General features: G+C 65.3%; 15 protein-coding genes. 3 read left to right on the plus strand and 12 right to left on the minus strand.

Annotated elements, in window-relative coordinates; genetic code table 11:
• The first annotated feature begins 3 nt into the window (after positions 1–3).
• Positions 4–618 (plus strand): glutathione S-transferase, encoded by a 615-nt coding sequence (locus tag NGM28_RS02005; protein ID WP_240065301.1) that lies wholly within the window; start codon positions 4–6, stop codon positions 616–618.
• 160 nt (positions 619–778) lie between these two features.
• On the opposite strand, the gene creD is transcribed toward NGM28_RS02005, so the two are convergent.
• The 4 genes from creD to rloA2 form a co-directional block, all read right to left on the minus strand.
• Complete coding sequence (creD, locus tag NGM28_RS02010) at positions 779–2,107, minus strand: cell envelope integrity protein CreD (RefSeq protein WP_240065300.1); 1,329 nt, start codon at positions 2,105–2,107, stop codon at positions 779–781.
• Positions 2,108–2,321: 214 nt separating this feature from the next.
• Positions 2,322–3,755, minus strand: a complete 1,434-nt coding sequence (creC, locus tag NGM28_RS02015; RefSeq protein ID WP_252088511.1) for a two-component system sensor histidine kinase CreC — start codon at positions 3,753–3,755, stop codon at positions 2,322–2,324.
• Positions 3,755–4,435, minus strand: a complete 681-nt coding sequence (gene creB / locus NGM28_RS02020; RefSeq protein ID WP_252088512.1) for a two-component system response regulator CreB — start codon at positions 4,433–4,435, stop codon at positions 3,755–3,757. Before creB ends, creC begins: the two co-directional genes overlap by 1 nt.
• A 101-nt stretch (positions 4,436–4,536) precedes the next feature.
• The gene (gene rloA2, locus NGM28_RS02025) at positions 4,537–5,034 is read right to left on the minus strand and encodes a retropepsin-like aspartic peptidase RloA2 (protein WP_252088513.1); all 498 of its coding nucleotides are present in this window, start codon (positions 5,032–5,034) and stop codon (positions 4,537–4,539) included.
• Between the two features lie 182 nt (positions 5,035–5,216).
• Here rloA2 and yihG point away from each other — a divergent pair, with 182 nt between their 5' ends.
• The gene (yihG, locus tag NGM28_RS02030; protein WP_240065296.1) at positions 5,217–6,104 is read left to right on the plus strand and encodes a 1-acylglycerol-3-phosphate O-acyltransferase, YihG family; all 888 of its coding nucleotides are present in this window, start codon (positions 5,217–5,219) and stop codon (positions 6,102–6,104) included.
• A 187-nt stretch (positions 6,105–6,291) separates the two neighbouring features.
• Here the strand turns inward: yihG and NGM28_RS02035 are convergent, their stop codons facing one another.
• The 8 genes from NGM28_RS02035 to NGM28_RS02070 all read right to left on the minus strand — a co-directional run bounded on the left by NGM28_RS02035 (position 6,292) and on the right by NGM28_RS02070 (position 15,979).
• On the minus strand, positions 6,292–6,861 hold the full coding sequence (locus NGM28_RS02035; RefSeq protein WP_252088514.1) for a DUF2780 domain-containing protein: 570 nt from the start codon (positions 6,859–6,861) through the stop codon (positions 6,292–6,294).
• A 155-nt stretch (positions 6,862–7,016) separates the two neighbouring features.
• On the minus strand, positions 7,017–8,216 hold the full coding sequence (gene fdhA, locus NGM28_RS02040) for a formaldehyde dehydrogenase, glutathione-independent (protein ID WP_240065294.1): 1,200 nt from the start codon (positions 8,214–8,216) through the stop codon (positions 7,017–7,019).
• 253 nt (positions 8,217–8,469) lie between these two features.
• Positions 8,470–9,327, minus strand: a complete 858-nt coding sequence (purU, locus tag NGM28_RS02045) for a formyltetrahydrofolate deformylase (RefSeq protein ID WP_011536144.1) — start codon at positions 9,325–9,327, stop codon at positions 8,470–8,472.
• A gap of 12 nt (positions 9,328–9,339) precedes the next feature.
• On the minus strand, positions 9,340–9,972 hold the full coding sequence (locus NGM28_RS02050; protein WP_240065293.1) for a sarcosine oxidase subunit gamma: 633 nt from the start codon (positions 9,970–9,972) through the stop codon (positions 9,340–9,342).
• Positions 9,973–10,093: 121 nt separating this feature from the next.
• Complete coding sequence (locus NGM28_RS02055) at positions 10,094–13,111, minus strand: sarcosine oxidase subunit alpha (protein WP_252088515.1); 3,018 nt, start codon at positions 13,109–13,111, stop codon at positions 10,094–10,096.
• Positions 13,108–13,443, minus strand: coding sequence for a sarcosine oxidase subunit delta (locus tag NGM28_RS02060; protein WP_011536147.1), 336 nt, complete (start codon positions 13,441–13,443; stop codon positions 13,108–13,110). The genes NGM28_RS02055 and NGM28_RS02060 overlap by 4 nt, the downstream gene beginning before the upstream one ends.
• A gap of 16 nt (positions 13,444–13,459) precedes the next feature.
• Positions 13,460–14,710, minus strand: a complete 1,251-nt coding sequence (locus NGM28_RS02065; RefSeq protein ID WP_240065291.1) for a sarcosine oxidase subunit beta family protein — start codon at positions 14,708–14,710, stop codon at positions 13,460–13,462.
• Between the two features lie 15 nt (positions 14,711–14,725).
• A complete protein-coding gene (locus NGM28_RS02070) occupies positions 14,726–15,979 on the minus strand; it encodes a serine hydroxymethyltransferase (RefSeq protein WP_252088516.1) in 1,254 nt (417 codons plus the stop codon).
• Between the two features lie 327 nt (positions 15,980–16,306).
• Here NGM28_RS02070 and NGM28_RS02075 point away from each other — a divergent pair, with 327 nt between their 5' ends.
• The gene (locus tag NGM28_RS02075; protein ID WP_240065289.1) at positions 16,307–17,347 is read left to right on the plus strand and encodes a threonine aldolase family protein; all 1,041 of its coding nucleotides are present in this window, start codon (positions 16,307–16,309) and stop codon (positions 17,345–17,347) included.
• Positions 17,348–17,436 lie beyond the last annotated feature (89 nt).

A 17,436-nucleotide genomic window follows, 5' to 3' on the forward strand; every position in this document is an offset into this window, starting at 1 on the left:
GCCATGATCCTGTTCCATTCGCCGTTGTCGCCATTCGTGCGCAAGGTCATGGTGGTGCTGCACGAGACCGGGCAGCTCGACCGTGTGACCCTGCAAGGCGTCAATATCAGCCCGGTGAGCGGCGACGACCAGCTCAACCAGGGCAACCCGATTGGCAAGATCCCGGCCCTGCGCCTGGACGACGGCAGCGTGCTGCACGACAGCCGGGTGATCTGCGAGTACCTCGACAGCCAGCACGTCGGCAACCCGCTGATCCCCCGTGAGGGTTCGGCGCGCTGGCGCCGGCTGACCCTGGCCTCGCAGGCCGATGCGATCATGGATGCGGCGGTGGCTTCGCGCTACGAGACCTTCCTGCGCCCGGCGGACAAGCAGTGGGACGGCTGGGTCGAGGCGCAGGCCGAGAAGATCCGTCGCAGCCTGATGAACCTGGAGCAGGTCCATCTTGCTGAACTGGCTTCGGGGTTCGATATCGCGGCCATCGGCGTGGCCTGCGCGTTGGGCTACCTGGACCTGCGCCAGCCCGGCTTCGGCTGGCGTGAGCGTCAGCCAGGGCTGGCGGCGTGGTATGCCGAGGTGAGTCAGCGCCCGTCGATGATGGCCACAGCCCCGTCGCTCTGAACGGCACCACCGTCCTGTAGGAGCCAGCCTTGCTGGCGAAGGGGCCCCTGAGATCCCCAGGCAAGGCTGCGCCTTGCATCGCCAGCAAGGCTGGCTCCTACAGTGGCGAACAGTTGGCCGATGCGAGCAGCCAACCACCGCCCGACCTCTCTATCCTCCCTCATACCCCTCTCCCCACCCGCGACCAGTCCAGCCGGCGGGTCAGCACCATGAACACGCCCAGCAGCCCGAAGCACAGCAGCGAACCCATCAGCAGCGCATAGTCCTCGGCACTGAGCAGCCCGTAGAGCATCGCGTACAACGCCGCCAGCCCCGCCGCGAAGCCAATCCCGCGCCCCAGGCTGCGCAACACGTGCACCAGGTAGAAACCGATCAGCAGCACACAACCCGACGCCGACAGCCCATAGGCCAGGCCAAACCCCAGGTGTTCCGACAGCGACAGCAGCAACAGGTAGAAGAACGCCAGGGCCACGCCCACCAGGATGTACTGCACCGGGTGCACGCTGAGGTTCTTCAGCACCTCGAACAGGAAGAAGCCGGCAAAGGTCAGGGCGATGAACAGCAGCGCGTACTTGATCGCCCGCTCGCTCTTGAGGTACTGGTCCACCGGGTCGACGAAGCTGACGCCGAAGGCACGCTCGTTGAAGTCGCCGCACTTGCCGACGGTTGCGCAGAGGCGCACGACCTCTTCCAGGTTGGTGGCGAAGAACGACGTCTGCCAGTGGGCACTGAAGCCCTTTTCATCGATGGCACGGCGGCTGGGCAGGTAGCTGCCGACGAAGCTCGGGTGCGGCCAGTTGGCGCGCATGTCCACGGTGGTGCTGCGACCAACCGGCAGCACCGCCAGCTGGCTGGTGCCCAGCAGGGCCAGGTCGAAGGCGTAGTCGAACTCGTGGGCCTTCTGGTCACTGAACTGCGGCAGCGGCACATGCACGCCACCGGACAACCAGTCGACGCCACTGCCAGCCTCGAACGGCAGGCGCTGGTCATCCAGGGTCAGTTCCAGGCTGTTCTCGATGCCGCGAATGTCGCTGATGCCGACCGTCAGGAACGGTTTGTCGAAGCGGTAGTCGTCGTAGTCCTTCTCGATGCCCCAGCGCTCGGGCAGCTTGAAGCGGCCGCTGACTTGGCTCTTGGCGTGGAACAGGCGCGCCTGGTAGATGCCGCGGGCGCGCAGTTCGGTATCGACGCCCACATCCATCGCGAAGGTTTCCGGCAGGAAGTAGAGATTGCCGTGCATCGTGGTGGTTTCCTGGACGCTCGTGCCGTCCTTGTCGATCCAGCGCCGCTCGTACTTGCGGTAGGGCACTACCAGCAGCGGCCCGCTGACCACCTGGCCGAAGCTCGAACTGGCGGCGATCTCGCCCAGCACGTTGTTGCGCAATTGCTGCCGTTCGTCGATCAGGCCGCCGATCATCAGCAGGGGTATGAGCAGTAGCAGGATCAAGGTGCCGATCAGGCCGAGCTTGAAACCTAGGGTCTTGTTCATGGGGTGGGGCTCCGTTTGCGATGGGGGCAGTGTCTGCCCGTCGCGTGGAGCCCTCAGGGAGGGAATGTGGAGATTGTGTGGAGATTACCCACGGTCCGCTGCACGACATCGCCGCCTGTAGGAGCGGCTTCAGCCGCGATGCAGACAACGCGACCTGGCACCCGCTTTGCGGGTGATCGCGGCTGAAGCCGCTCCTACAGAGATACACGTCGATTCAGCTGAGCCGCCGCGCCGGTAGCCACAGACGCACCCGCACCCCACCTTCAACGTTGTCCACCGCCAGCGCCCCGCCGTGCAGCAGCATCACTTCGTCGACGAAGTTCAGCCCCAGCCCGGTGCTCTTGCGCCCCGTCCCGGGTCTGGGCAGCGAATAGAACCGCTCGCTGACCCGCCCCAGGGCGTACTCGGGTATCGCCTGCCCCTGGTTGAACAGGCTCAGCGCCACCCGCTCGCCCGACCGCTCCAATTCGAACAGCAAGGCGCCGCCCGGCGGGGTGAAGTCCAGCGCGTTGTCCAAGAGGTTGGCCAGCGCCTGACGCATCAGGAACGGATCGCACCACAGCCGGGTGGCCACCGGCACTCGCTGGCGCACTTGCAGGCCGGCCCCTTCGATCCGCGCCGCATGGGCCAGCAGCAGCTCATCCACCAGCGCCGCCAGCGCCACCTGTTGCTCGTCCTCCAGCGCCTGCATCTGCTCGACCCGGGCCAGGTTGAGCAGCCGCTCGATCATCTGCTGCAAGCGCTCGCTCTCGCGCTCGATATTGCCGGCGAAACGCGCCCGCTGCTCCTGCGGCATGTCGCCCTGCAGCAGCTCGGAGGCGCCACGTATCGCCGCCAGCGGGCTCTTGAGCTCATGGGTGAGGGTGTGCACGTAGCGCTCCACATAAGCCTTGCCCTCAAGCTGCGTGCGCATGCGTTCCACCGCTGTGGCCAGTTGCAACAGTTCGCCGCCCTTGTAGTGCGGCAAGGCGGTACGCTCGCCCTCGCTGACCGCCTGGGCGTATTGGGTAAGCCGGCGCAGCGAGCGGGCCAGCCACCACGACAGTGCCGCGCCCACCAGCAGCCCCAGCACGATCAGCCCCAGCCCGAGCGTCAGCAGATGCTGCTCGGAGCGGTCGATATAGGGCTGCAGCGAGCTGTTGGGCTTGGCCACGGTCACCACGCCGATGATCCGACCGTCGTCGAGGATCGGCGCCGCCACGTGCATCACCGAGGTGCTTTCATCGTCCGGGTCGCTGCGGGTGGAGCGTGCACCGTACTGGCCGCGCAAGGTCAGGTAGACATCGTTCCAGCGCGAGTAATCCTTGCCCAGGTCCTGGCCACTGGAGTCGAGCAGGACGATACCCTTGGCGTCGGTGACGTAGATCCGGTGGCTGACCTGGTTCTTCGCCAGCCCCCAGATCTGCGCGCTGGGGCGCCGCTCGCCGTACAAGGCGAGCACCTGGGGCAGGCGGCTCTGGCCGAGGGTGCCGGCCTTGACGTCGTCGTGGAGGATTTCCGCCAGCAGGTTGGCGGTATCCACCAGGGTTTCCTCGGACGACTGGCGCACCACCGGGCGGATCTGTTCGCGCACGGTGTTGAGCAGGAAGTAGCCCGCGAGACCGACGAACAGGAAGTACACCAGGAAGATGCGAATCCCCAGACGCATCAGGCATGCTCCGGGCTGTAGCTGTAGCCCAGGCCACGGTAGGTCTGGATCGGCTCGGCCTCGCCGGCGACCAGGCGCAGCTTGGCCCGCAGGCTCTTGATGTGGCTGTCGATGGTGCGCTCGTAGCCCACGTCCGAGGCCACGCCCAGGCCGTCGAGCAGTTGCTCGCGGCTGAACACCCGCCGTGGTTGCTCGAGCAGGCATTGCAGCAGGCGGAATTCGTGGCGGGTCAGCGCCAGGGGCTGGCCACGGTAGACGATGCGCATGGCCAGGGTGTCGAGCTGGAATGGCGCAACTTCGGCGACAGGCTCGGGCCGTGGTGCCATGCGTTTGAGGATCGCCCGTACCCGCGCGGCGACTTCGCGCGGGCTGAAGGGCTTGACCACATAGTCGTCGGCGCCGATCTCCAGCCCCAGCACCCGGTCGATCTCGGCGTCGCGGGCGCTGAGGAACATCACCGGCACCTCGCTGAAGCGGCGCAGTTGGCGGCAGGTCTCGAAGCCGCTGATGTCGGGCAGGCCGATGTCGAGGATCACCAGGTCGGCCGGGCGCAGGCGCTGCTGTTCAACTGCGGCGCTGCCCAGCGACACCCATTCGGTGCTATGGCCGTCGGCCTGCAGGGCGTAGACCAGGGTGTCGGCGATGGCGGATTCGTCTTCGACGATGAGGATGTGGGGCATCTGAGCGGCAAGCCTCAAGCTGCAAGCTGCAAGTGAAATCGGTTCGCGGCAACTTACACCGATTCGCTGTTTCTTGCAGCTTGAAGCTTGAAGCTGCTGCCTCAGCAGCCCGGATTGCCCGCCGTGAACTTCTCGCGCGGATCCACCGCCGCCTTGAACTTGCGCAGGGCCTTGGAGCCGATCAGCAGCGGGTAACGGAAATTGCTGCGGTCGACCAGGTTGACCTCCACGGTGCGCTTGACGTCGCCCAGGCACATCTCCAACTCGATCACCGGCCGGTGCGAGAGATCCGGCGCATCGCCTTCTTCTTCCTCGGCGCGGTTCTTGATCTTGCTGATGCGCGCCACTTCATGCTCGTAGACCTTGTCGCCGGCACCCTCGGTCGCCAGGCGGAAGCGCACCCACTCGTTGCCATCACGGGTGAACATCTCGATATCCTTGGCCGACAGCGAGGCGGTCCAGGCACCGGTGTCCATCTTGGCTTTCAGGGTCTGGCCGATCTCAGGCAGCTTGATGTTCTCGTATCGGCCGTACAGGGTCGGTTCGGCGGCCATGACTGGCAGCGCCAGGAGGGACAACAGGGCAAGCAGGGATTTCACGGGGCTGGCTTCCTTGAGAGGGGTCAGTGCTTAGACTGCGCAAGCAGGATAGGTTCGTTGTCACAGGCTAAACAACACAATGTGAAACATTTGTACCAATTAATGGACGTACGACGTTTGGCTAAGGACCTTCCCCTGCTTATCATTGCCGACCGTTTACCTCACACCACAAGAGTCCCCTTATGCGTCGCCTGCTGACCGGCACCCTCACCCTCACCCTGCTGCTGCTCAACACCCTGGTGATGATCGGCCCGCTGCTGGTGTTCGCCCTGCTCAAGCTGGTGCTGCCCGGCCGTGGCCGCGACTATGCGTCGGCCGCCGTGATGTGGGTTGCCGAAACCTGGTCGGAAGTCGACAAGGTCATCTTCGCCCTGTGCATCCCCACGCAGTGGGACATCCGCGGGGTGGACACGCTGCGCAACGACACCTCGTACCTGTGCGTCAGCAACCACCAGACCTGGGTCGATATCCCCGCGCTGATCGAAAGCCTCAACCGCCGGGTGCCGTTCTTCAAGTTCTTCCTCAAGAAGGAGCTGATCTGGGTACCGCTGCTGGGCCTGGCCTGGTGGGGCCTGGACTACCCGTTCATGAAGCGCTACAGCAAGGCCTTCCTCGACAAGCACCCTGAGCTCAAGGGCAAGGACCTGGAAATCACCAAGGCCGCCTGCGAGCTGTTCAAGCGCCAGCCGGTGACCGTGGTCAACTATCTTGAAGGCACCCGCTTCACCGAGGCCAAGCGCGAACAGCAGCAGTCGCCCTACCGCCACCTGCTCAAACCCAAGGCCGGCGGCGTGGCCTTCGTGCTGGCGGCGTTGGGCGAGCAGCTCGATGCGCTGCTCGACGTGACCATCGTCTACCCCGGCAACAAGGCGCCAGGGTTCTGGGACCTGCTCAACGGCAGCATCAGCCGGGTGATCATCGACATTCGCGTGCGCGAGCTGGACCCGGCGCTGTGCGAGGGCGATTACGAGAACGACCCGGCGTTCCGTCAGGTGGTGCAGGGCTGGGTGAACCAGCTGTGGGTGGAGAAAGACCAGCGGATCGAAGAACTGCGCGCCGAGCTGCGTTGACAAACCGGCGTCAGCAGCGGGTTGCCCGTAGGAGCCAGCTTGCTGGCGAACCCAGGCACCGCGGTTCGCCAGCAAGCTGGCTCCTACGGGGGTACTGCGTTGACAAAACGGCGCCTACAGCAAGTTGCCCGTAGGAGCCAGCCTTGCTGGCGAACCCAGGCACCGCAGTTCACCGGCAAGGTACGCGTCAGACGGAAGGCACAGCGGCGGCCGGGGTGGCCCACAGGTTGCCCAGGTTCTGCAGCAGCGAGCTGGCGATGCCCTGCTGCCCCAGGTACTGGAGGATCAACGGCGCGAACTGGCCAATCATCCCGGTCTCCATGCCCAGCGCCTTGAACACGGTGTCCAGGTCGTTGCGGTTCTGCACCTCGCCGCCCAGGGCGTTGCTCAAGGCGGAGGAATTCTTGTCATTGCCCAGCAACTGGCCCAGGCCACTCAACCCGCCCAAAGCACTGTTGCCCGACAGCAGGTCCAGCCCCGGCACAGCCTTGGCCAGTTGCCCATAGTCGTCACCGCTGAGGTTGTTGCGCGCCAGCCCCAGCATCGCCCCTGCCCCACCGATGGCCTGCTCAGGCGTGATCTTCAGTTCGCTGCCCAGGCTGTTGAGCAAGTTGGCCTGAGCCGCCGGTGCTTGCACCTGGCCCTGTTGATGCGAACTTTGCGCAGCGGACACCGCATTGGCGACATCGCCGAGGTTGAGGGCGAACACCGGGCTTGCGGCCAGGGTCATCAGGGTTGCCAGGGTGAATGCTTTCATCGGGAGGGACCTCGTCGGCCGGGATGGCCGGGAAACGAGGGTTTGGACTGGGTTACCGAAGGTTTGTTCCAGCCCGGCCATCGGTGTTCATCCCGACGGGCCAGCCTGCACAGCGTGGGGCCACCACCCATCTGGTGGCCCCCCACTGCCAGCCATCACGCAGCGCTGAAGGTCTTGTGCGGGTCGATCACGAATTTCTTCGGCACACCCGCATCGAACTCGCCATACCCTTCAGGTGCCTGGTCCAGGCTGATCACCTGCACCCCCACCACTTCGGCGATATTGATACGGTCCCACATGATCGCCTGCATCAGCTGACGGTTGTACTTCATGGTCGGGGTCTGCCCGGTGTGGAAGCTGTGCGACTTGGCCCAACCCAGGCCGAAGCGAATGCTCAAGGCGCCAATCTTGGCGGCGGCATCCACCGCGCCTGGGTCCTCGGTCACGTACAGGCCGGGGATACCGATCTTGCCGGCCACGCGGGTCACCTGCATCAGCGAGTTGAGCACGGTGGCCGGGGCTTCGTGCTTGGCGCCTTCATGGCCATGGCCGCGGGCCTCGAAGCCAACCGCATCGACGGCGCAGTCCACTTCCGGCTCGCCGAGGATATCGATGATCTGCTCGTGCAGCGGGGTGTCCTTGGACAGGTCGACCACTTCGAAACCTTGCGACTTGGCGTGGGCCAGGCGGGCCGGGTTGAGGTCGCCGACGATGACGCAGGCCGCGCCCAGCAGGCGGGCGGAAGCGGCAGCGGCCAAGCCGACCGGGCCGGCACCCGCAACGTACACGGTGCTGCCCGGGCCAACACCTGCGGTGACGGCACCGTGGTAACCGGTGGGGAGGATGTCAGACAGGCAGGTCAGGTCGCGGATCTTCGCCATGGCCTTGTCGCGGTCGGGCAGTTTCAGCAGGTTGAAGTCGGCGTAGGGCACCAGCACGTACTCGGCCTGGCCACCGGTCCAGTCACCCATGTCGACATAGCCGTAGGCGCCGCCGGCGCGGGCCGGGTTGACGGTGAGACAGACGCCGGTGTGCATCTCTTTGCACGAGCGGCAGCGGCCGCAGGCGACGTTGAAGGGTACCGACACCAGGTCGCCGATTTTCAGGCGTTCGACGTCACGGCCCATTTCGACGATTTCACCGGTGATTTCGTGGCCCAGGACCAGGCCGACCTGGGCGGTGGTGCGGCCGCGGACCATGTGCTGGTCGGAGCCGCAGATGTTGGTGGAGACCACCTTGAGGATGACCCCGTGCTCGATCTTCTTGCCGCGCGGGTCCTGCATCTTGGGGTAGTCGATCTTCTGCACCTCGACCTTGCCCGCGCCGAGATACACCACTCCACGGTTACCAGACATGCTTCTTACCTCGCTTGATTTGTAGTTATGCAGCGGTGGTGGAAAGCGCCGCCGTCCGTGGGCGGCCTGTGTTACTGGAATGAGGGGATTGTGGGCTGGATAAGCGGTGGGGCGGTGACTGGATGCGACAGGGGGATATCTGATTGCGCCGAAGCGCCGCTTCCCCTGTAGGAGCCAGCTTGCTGGCGAACAGCAGCACCTGGGTGGCGCGGCTATTCGCCAGCAAGCTGGCTCCTACAGGGATCGGGTTGGATCAGAGAACGACGGTGCGATTGGCGTTGAGGAACACCCGCCGCTCGATGTGATAGCCCACCGCCCGCGCCAGGGTCAGGCATTCGATATCACGGCCCTTGGCGATCAGGTCCTCGGGGTAGTGGGCATGGTCCACCACCTCCACGCCCTGGGCGATGATCGGCCCTTCATCCAGGTCGTTGTTGATGTAGTGCGCCGTGGCGCCGACCATCTTCACGCCCTTGTTGTACGCCTGGTGATACGGCTTGGCGCCCTTGAACCCCGGCAGCAACGAGTGGTGGATGTTGATCGCCCAGCCGTCCAGCCGCCGGCACAGCTCCGGTGACAGTACCTGCATGTAGCGGGCAAGAATCACCAGCTCGGCACCGGTTTCCTCGATCACCTGCAGCACCTTGCGCTCCTGCCCGGGCTTGTCGTTGGGGTCGAGGGCGAAGTGGTAGTAGGGGATCTTGTGCCAGTGCGCCAAGGGCTCGAGGTCGGGGTGGTTCGACACCACCGCGACCACGTCCATGGCCAGCTGGCCGATGCGTTGGCGGTACAGCAGGTCGTTCAGGCAGTGGTCGGCCTTGGACACCATGATCACCACCTTGGGCCGGTGGTTCGGCGCGGTCAGCTCGAAGGCCATGCCGAACGCTTCGCTGCGCTCGGCCAGCCCCGCGCGGAAGGCGTTTTCGTCGAAACCGTCCGGGGCGCGGAACTCCACGCGAATGAAGAACCGCCCCGACAGCCGGTCATCGAAGGAATGGTGCTCGGTGACGTAGCAGCGCTGCTCGTAGAGATGACGCGTCACCACATCGACCGTGCCGAGCATGCTCGGGCAGTCGGCAGTGAGAATCCAGGTGTCCGGTGCCCGACTCATGATGATTGCTCCTTACGCTTCGATGGCCAGGCCGTACTCGGCCGACGCGTCCTGCAGCCACAGCCACCAGTAGTCGGAGAAGCTGCGGCGAATCACCAGTTCCCAGGTGTCTTCGGCGGTACGACGGATCACCAGTTGCGACTTGGCGAACACGGTGCCGACGGCCTTGCCGACCGGGAAGTTGTTCGGGTGTACATCATAGCTGGTGGATTTCATCAGCACGTCGCGCACATTGGGGCCGCGCAGTTCGAGCAGGGTCTGCCCGCCGCTGACGTTGACCACCTGGATGTGCTGGCCTTCGAGGGCGTCGCGCAGTTTTTGCTCGACGGCGAATTCCTGGCCGCCGGGGACGATCAGCAGCCACTCGTCCGGGCCCACCCACTGCAGCGACATCTCGTTGTTGGCGACCACGGTCAGGGCCACCGGCAGTTCCAGGCCCAGGGCCTTGTGCACGCCGCCGGCGAAGGCCTGGTCGTGGCCATCACCACGGATGGTCAGATGGCCAAGCAGTTTCTTTTCCCGCAGGGTCACGCCTGCGTTCTTGCGGCCCTTGCCGACCAGGCTGGCCAGGTCGGCGTGGTGCAGCGGCGACTGGGCCTTGGCATCGCTGCCGGGATTTTGCTGGAAGACGTTGATAGCGCTCATTTCTTACCTGCCTTGAATTCTTGTTCGTCGATACGACGCAGCGGTGTGGTGAGGCCCAGGGCCCTGTTCGCCGGCAAGCCGGCTCCTACAGGAACGCGGCCTGCCTCCACAATCCCTGGAATCAAACGTTCTGCCGCTCGCCTTTCGGGTCGAAGAACACCGAAGACACGATCTCGGCCTCGATCACGCTGCCGTCGGCCTGGGGCGAATACACCCGTTCGCCCAGGCGCTTGAGGCCGCCCTTGACCACGCCCATGGCGAACGAATAACCCAGGGAGTTGGCCGCGTAGCTGGAAGTGACGTGGCCGACCATGTCCATCGGGATCGGCTGCTTCGGATCGAACACCAACTGGGCGCCTTCCGGCAGCCACACGTTGGGGTCGACCGGCTTCAGGCCCACCAGCTGCTTGCGGTTCTCGCGCACGGTGTCCTCGCGGTTCATGCCACGCAGGCCGATCCACGAGAACGCCTTGTTGCGGCCGACGCACCAGCTCATGTTGAGGTCGTCCGGGGTCATCGAGCCGTCGGTATCCTGGCCGACGATGATGAAGCCCTTCTCGGCGCGCAGCACGTGCATGGTCTCGGTGCCGTACGGGGTCAGGTTGTACTTCTTGCCCGCCTCGACGATCTGTTCCAGCACGCCCATGGCGTAGTTGGCCTGGACGTTGATCTCGTACGACAGCTCGCCGGTGAACGAGATGCGGAACACCCGCGCCGGCACACCGCCGACCAAGCCTTCCTTCCAGCTCATGAACGGGAAACCTTCCTTGTCCAGGTCGATGTCGCTGACTTCGGCCAGCAGCTTGCGACTGTTGGGGCCGGACAGGGTCATGGTCGCCCAGTGGTCGGTGACCGAGGTGAAGTACACCTTCATCTCTGGCCATTCGGTCTGGTGGTACAGCTCCAGCCATTGCAGCACGCGGGCGGCGCCGCCGGTGGTGGTGGTCATGATGAAGTGGTTGTCGCCGACGCAGGCGGTCACGCCGTCGTCGAAGACCATGCCGTCTTCCTTGCACATCAGGCCATAGCGGGCCTTGCCCACGTCAAGCTTGGTCCAGGCGTTGGTGTAGATGCGGTTGAGGAATTCACGCGCATCCGGGCCCTGAATGTCGATCTTGCCCAGGGTCGAGGCGTCCAGCAGGCCGACGCTGTCACGCACGGCCTTGCACTCGCGGGCCACGGCGGTGTGAATGTCTTCGCCGGGCTTGGGGAAGTACCACGGGCGCTTCCACTGGCCAACGTCCTCGAACTCGGCACCGTTCTTGATGTGCCAAGCATGCAGGGCGGTGAAGCGCACCGGTTCGAACAGGTGGCCGCAGTGCCGGCCCGCCACTGCGCCGAAGGTCACCGGCGTGTAGTTGGGGCGGAACATGGTAGTGCCCATTTCCGGGATGCCGATCCCGAGCGAACGGGCGGCAATGGCCAGGCCGTTGATGTTGCCCAGCTTGCCCTGGTCGGTGCCGAAGCCCAGGGCGGTGTAGCGCTTGACGTGCTCGACCGACTCGAAGCCCTCGCGGGTGGCCAGTTCGATGGCGGCGGCGGTGACGTCGTTCTGCTGGTCGACGAACTGCTTGGGCGCACGGGCGGTGCCCTTGTCGTGGGGCACCTGGAACAGCGCCACGGTGGCTTCTTCCTTGCGTGCCAGGGTTTTCGGCAGGGTGCCGGCGCTGGCCTTGAAACCGGCCTCGGTGGCCGCGCGCACGCCGCCTTCGAAGCCGTCGGCGATCACATCGCCCAGGGCGTAGACACCGTTCACACCACCCACACATACGCGCTTCTGTGGTGCATCGCCCGGCACGAAGCCGAGGATGTCTTCACGCCAGACCGGGCGACCGCCCAGGTGCGAGGCCAGGTGCACGACCGGGCTGTAGCCGCCGGAAGTCGCGATCAGGTCGCACTCGAGGGTTTCCCCCGGGCTGGTGACCTTGTGCGCCTGCACATCGATGGCGGCCACGCGGGCGCCGGTGACGTGCTTGCTGCCCTTGGCCTCGATCACGGCGCTGGAGGTGAGGATGCGGATGCCTTTGGCGCGGGCTTCCTCGACCAGCGAACCGCGTGGGTTGTGGCGGGCGTCGGCGATGGCGATCACCTGCAGGCCGGCGTCGTGCCAGTCCAGCGCGCAGCGATAGGCGTGGTCGTTGTTGGTCGACAGCACCAGCTTGCGGCCAGGGGCCACGCCGTAGCGGCGCACGTAGGTCGAGACCGCGCCAGCCAGCATGTTGCCCGGCAGGTCGTTGTTGCCGTACACCAGCGGACGCTCGTGGGCGCCAGCGGCCAGTACCACGCGGTTGGCACGCACGCGGTGCACGCGCTGGCGCACCTGACCGATCGGCGCACGGTCGCCGAGGTGGTCGGTGAGGCGCTCGTGGATGGTCAGGAAGTTATGGTCGTGGTAGCCGTTGACCGTGCTGCGCGGCAGCAGGGTGACTTCCGGCAGCGACTCCAGTTCGGCGACGACGGCGTTGACCCAATCGGCGGCCGGTTTGCCGTCCAGCGTCTCGCGGCTGTCGAGCAAGGTACCGCCAAACTCTTCCTGCTCGTCGGCGAGGATCACCCGGGCACCGCTGCGTGCGGCAGCCAGGGCGGCAGCCAGGCCGGCAGGGCCGGCGCCGACGATCAGCACGTCGCAGTGCTGGTTCATGTAGTCGTAGCTGTCCGGGTCGTTCTGCAGCGGCGCACGGCCCAGGCCCGCCGCCTTGCGGATGTACTTCTCGTAGGTCATCCAGAACGACTTGGGATACATGAAGGTCTTGTAGTAGAACCCGGGCGGCATCATGTTGCCGCCGACCTTGCCGATGATGCCCATCATGTCGTTGTTGACGTTCGGCCAGCCGTTGGTGCTGTTGGCCACCAGGCCGGCATACAGGGCCTGCTGGGTGGCGCGCACGTTGGGGATCTGGGTGGCTTCGCTGGAGCCGATCTGCAGGATCGCGTTCGGCTCTTCGGTGCCGGCGGCGATGATCCCGCGGGGGCGCGAGTACTTGAAGCTGCGCCCGACGATATCGACACCGTTGGCCAGCAGCGCGGCGGCCAAGGTGTCGCCGGCATAGCCCTGGTAGGTCTTGCCGTTGAAGCTGAAGTTCAGCACCTTGCTGCGGTCGATACGGCCGCCGCTGGCGAGGCGATAGGTCTGGCTCATACTTTTTCCCCTTGGCCCTTGGCGGTCGCTGGCGCGGTGCTCTGTTTCGAGGTGGCGGTGACCTGCGGCTTCTCGCCGATCTTGTAGGTTTCCAGGATTTCGTAGGTCACGGTATCGCGGGTGACGTTGAAGTACTGGCGGCAACCGGCGACGTGGTCCCACAGTTCGTGGTGGATGCCGCGCGGGTTGTCACGGAAGAACATGTAGGTGCCCCACTCCTCGTCGGAGCAGGCGTTCGGGTCCAGCGGGCGGGCGATGTGCGCCTGGCCCGACGCGTGGAATTCTTCCTCGGAGCGCAGCTCGCCGCAGTGGGGACAGAAGATTTGCAACATGACGGTTGTCTCCGGGTCAGTGGGCGACGGCAGCGGCGCCGTGTTCGTCGATCAACGCACCGTTGTAGAAACGGTCGATGGAGAAAGGCGCGGCCAGCGGGTGCATCTCGCCTTTGGCCAGGCTCGCGGCGAAGACGTTGCCCGAGCCCGGGGTGGCCTTGAAGCCGCCGGTGCCCCAGCCGCAGTTGAAGAACATGTTCTTCACCGGGGTCTTGGAGATGATCGGGCAGGCGTCCGGTGTGGTGTCGACGATGCCGCCCCACTGGCGGTTCATGCGCACGCGGGAGAGGATCGGGAACATCTCGACGATCGCCTGCAGGGTGTGCTCGATGATCGGGTAGGAGCCGCGCTGGCCGTAGCCGACCCAGCCGTCGATACCGGCGCCGATCACCAGGTCACCCTTGTCGGACTGGCTGATGTAGCCGTGCACGGCGTTGGACATGATCACGCTGTCGATGATCGGTTTGATCGGCTCGGATACCAGCGCCTGCAACGGGTGCGATTCCAGCGGCAGGCGAAAGCCCGCCAGCTTGGCCATGTGGCCGGAGTTGCCCGCGGTGACCACGCCGACGCGCTTGGCGCCAATGAAGCCCTTGTTGGTTTCGACGCCGATCACGGCGCCGTTCTCTTTACGGAAGCCGATCACCTCGGTCTGCTGGATCAGGTCCACGCCCAGGGCGTCGGCGGCACGGGCGAAGCCCCAGGCCACGGCGTCGTGACGGGCCACGCCGCCACGGCGTTGCACGGTGGCGCCGAGGATCGGGTAGCGGGTGTTCTTCGAGCAGTCGAGGTACGGGATCTCGGCCGCGACCTGCTCGGTGCGGATCAGCTCGCCGTCGACGCCATTGAGGCGGTTGGCGTTGACCCGGCGCTCGGAGTCACGGATGTCCTGCAGGGTGTGGCACAGGTTGTACACGCCGCGCTGGGAGAACATCACGTTGTAGTTGATGTCTTGCGAGAGCCCTTCCCACAGCTTCATGGCGTGTTCGTACAGGTGCGCCGACTCGTCCCAGAGGTAGTTGGAGCGCACGATGGTGGTGTTGCGGGCGGTGTTGCCGCCGCCCAGGTAGCCCTTCTCGACCACCGCCACGTTGGTGATGCCGTGTTCTTTCGCCAGGTAGTAGGCGGTGGCCAGGCCATGGCCGCCACCGCCGACGATGACCACGTCGTAGACCTTTTTCGGGGTCGGCGTGCGCCACATGCGCTGCCAGTTCTCGTGGTGGCTGAGGGAGTGCTTGAGGAGGCCGAAGCCTGAATAACGTTGCATGGTGTTCTGCTCCACTCAGCGGTAGACCGGGAAGTCGGCGCACAAGGCGGCGACGTTCTTGGCCACATCGGCCTCGACATCGGCATCACCCAGGTTGTCCAGCACATCGCAGATCCAGCCGGCCAGCGCCACGCACTGGGCGACCTTGAAGCCACGGGTGGTGACGGCCGGGGTGCCGATGCGCAGGCCCGAGGTGACGAACGGCGACTGCGGGTCGCTGGGCACGGCGTTCTTGTTGACGGTGATATGGGCGCGGCCAAGGGCGGCGTCGGCGTCCTTGCCGGTCAGGCCCTGGCGGATCAGGCTGACCAGGAACAGGTGGTTGTCGGTGCCGCCGGAGACCACGTCGTAGCCGCGCTCGATGAACACCTGGGCCATGGCCTGGGCGTTTTCGATGACCTGCTTCTGGTAGGCCTTGAAGCCAGGCTCCAGCGCCTCCTTGAAGCACACCGCCTTGGCGGCGATCACGTGCATCAACGGGCCGCCCTGGGCGCCGGGGAACACGGCGGCGTTGAGCTTTTTCTCGATTTCTTCGTTGCTCTTGGCCAGGATCAGGCCGCCACGCGGGCCACGCAGGGTCTTGTGGGTAGTGGTGGTGACCACGTCGGCGAAGGGGATCGGGTTCGGGTACAAGCCGGCGGCGACCAGGCCGGCGACGTGGGCCATGTCGACGAACAGCAGCGCGCCGACTTTATCGGCGATCTGACGGAAGCGTGGGAAATCGAGGGTCTTCGAGTAGGCCGAAAAGCCGGCGACGATCATCTTCGGTTTGTGCTCGACGGCCAGGCGCTCGACTTCGTCGTAGTCGATCAGCCCGGTGCTGGTGTCGATGCCGTACTGCACGGCGTTGTACAGCTTGCCCGAGGACGACACCTTGGCGCCGTGGGTCAGGTGGCCGCCGTGGGCCAGGCTCATGCCCAGGATGGTGTCGCCGGCCTGCAGCAGGGCGAGGTACACGGCACCGTTGGCCGAGGAGCCGGAGTGCGGCTGGACGTTGGCGTAGTCGGCGCCGAACAGCTGCTTGGCGCGCTCGATGGCCAGGGCCTCGACCTTGTCCACATGCTCGCAGCCGCCGTAGTAGCGCTTGCCCGGGTAGCCCTCGGCGTACTTGTTGGTCAGGCCGCTGCCCTGGGCCTGCATCACGCGCTTGCTGGTGTAGTTCTCCGAGGCGATCAGCTCGATGTGATCTTCCTGGCGCTGCTCCTCGGCATTCATCGCCGCCAGCAGTGCGTCGTCATAACCCTGGATCTGGTCTTGCTTGCTGAACATCGTGTATCTCCCGGCAGCGATCGTTTCTTGTCTGGTGAGGGTTTTCCCACCCTTTGCAGCGATGGTATGACCGGGCACGGCGGCACAGATGCCTGCGCGCGCCTTGCAATGGCGCGTTTACGACATTGGCCTGCGGACTCCGCGAATCCTCTGTAGGAGCGGCTTCAGCCGCGAAAGGGCTGCACGGCAGCCCCGACGATCCGCGCCTTGCCATGGATCCCCAGGGCCGCTTCGCGCCCCTTTCGCGGCTGAAGCCGCTCCTACATAGGCAACCGCTGAATCGATGGTTTAGAGTGCGTGCCTGCGTCGTACAAAAGGACAGGCGTCATGACCGACAACAATCAACAATTCGCCAGCGACAACTACTCCGGCATCTGCCCCGAAGCCTGGGCGGCCATGGAAAAGGCCAACCACGGCCACCAACGCGCCTACGGCGACGACCAGTGGACCGAACGCGCCTCGGAATACTTCCGCAAGCTGTTCGAGACCGACTGCGAGGTGTTCTTCGCCTTCAACGGCACCGCCGCCAACTCCCTGGCCCTGGCCTCGCTGTGCCAGAGCTACCACAGCGTGATCTGCTCCGAGACCGCCCACGTCGAGACCGACGAATGCGGCGCGCCGGAGTTCTTCTCCAACGGCTCCAAGCTGCTCACCGCCGCCAGCGTCAACGGCAAGCTCACGCCCGAATCGATCCGCGAAGTGGCGCTCAAGCGCCAGGACATCCACTACCCCAAGCCCCGCGTGGTGACCATCACCCAGGCCACCGAAGTGGGCACCGTGTATCGCCCTGAAGAGCTCAAGGCGATCAGCGCCACCTGCAAGGAGCTGGGCCTGAACCTGCACATGGACGGCGCGCGCTTCACCAACGCCTGTTCGTTCCTCGGCTGCTCGCCGGCCGAGCTGACCTGGAAGGCCGGGGTCGATGTGCTGTGCTTCGGCGGCACCAAGAACGGCATGGCGGTGGGCGAGGCGATCCTGTTCTTCAATCGCCAGCTGGCCGAGGACTTCGACTACCGCTGCAAGCAGGCCGGGCAACTGGCGTCGAAGATGCGCTTCCTGTCGGCGCCATGGGTCGGGCTGCTGGAAGACGGCGCCTGGCTGCGCCATGGCAAGCACGCCAACCACTGCGCGCAGCTGCTGGCGTCGTTGGTGAGTGACTTGCCGGGTGTGGAACTGATGTTCCCGGTAGAGGCCAACGGGGTGTTCCTGCAGATGCCGGAGCATGCGCTGGAAGTACTGCGCAACAAAGGTTGGCGGTTCTATACCTTCATAGGCAGTGGTGGGGCACGGTTCATGTGTTCGTGGGATACCCAGGAAGCCCGGGTGCGAGAACTGGCGGCGGATATCCGCGCCATCTTTGGTGCCTGATCCAATGCCGGGAGGGCTTTGCCCTCCTTTCGCGGCACAAGGCCGCTCCTACAGGGGATCGCAATACCTGTAGGAGCGGCCTTGTGCCG

Source organism: Pseudomonas sp. MWU13-3659 (assembly GCF_023757525.1).
Lineage (GTDB): Bacteria > Pseudomonadota > Gammaproteobacteria > Pseudomonadales > Pseudomonadaceae > Aquipseudomonas > Aquipseudomonas entomophila_E.

Bases quoted from the DNA above. Each gene is read 5' to 3' on its own strand.
- NGM28_RS02005 (WP_240065301.1), top strand. From the start codon at position 4: ATGATCCTGTTCCATTCGCCGTTGTCGCCATTCGTGCGCAAGGTCATG.
- creD (WP_240065300.1), bottom strand. From the start codon at position 2,107: ATGAACAAGACCCTAGGTTTCAAGCTCGGCCTGATCGGCACCTTGATC.
- creC (WP_252088511.1), bottom strand. From the start codon at position 3,755: ATGCGTCTGGGGATTCGCATCTTCCTGGTGTACTTCCTGTTCGTCGGT.
- creB (WP_252088512.1), bottom strand. From the start codon at position 4,435: ATGCCCCACATCCTCATCGTCGAAGACGAATCCGCCATCGCCGACACC.
- yihG (WP_240065296.1), top strand. From the start codon at position 5,217: ATGCGTCGCCTGCTGACCGGCACCCTCACCCTCACCCTGCTGCTGCTC.
- NGM28_RS02035 (WP_252088514.1), bottom strand. From the start codon at position 6,861: ATGAAAGCATTCACCCTGGCAACCCTGATGACCCTGGCCGCAAGCCCG.
- fdhA (WP_240065294.1), bottom strand. From the start codon at position 8,216: ATGTCTGGTAACCGTGGAGTGGTGTATCTCGGCGCGGGCAAGGTCGAG.
- purU (WP_011536144.1), bottom strand. From the start codon at position 9,327: ATGAGTCGGGCACCGGACACCTGGATTCTCACTGCCGACTGCCCGAGC.
- NGM28_RS02050 (WP_240065293.1), bottom strand. From the start codon at position 9,972: ATGAGCGCTATCAACGTCTTCCAGCAAAATCCCGGCAGCGATGCCAAG.
- NGM28_RS02055 (WP_252088515.1), bottom strand. From the start codon at position 13,111: ATGAGCCAGACCTATCGCCTCGCCAGCGGCGGCCGTATCGACCGCAGC.
- NGM28_RS02060 (WP_011536147.1), bottom strand. From the start codon at position 13,443: ATGTTGCAAATCTTCTGTCCCCACTGCGGCGAGCTGCGCTCCGAGGAA.
- NGM28_RS02065 (WP_240065291.1), bottom strand. From the start codon at position 14,710: ATGCAACGTTATTCAGGCTTCGGCCTCCTCAAGCACTCCCTCAGCCAC.
- NGM28_RS02070 (WP_252088516.1), bottom strand. From the start codon at position 15,979: ATGTTCAGCAAGCAAGACCAGATCCAGGGTTATGACGACGCACTGCTG.
- NGM28_RS02075 (WP_240065289.1), top strand. From the start codon at position 16,307: ATGACCGACAACAATCAACAATTCGCCAGCGACAACTACTCCGGCATC.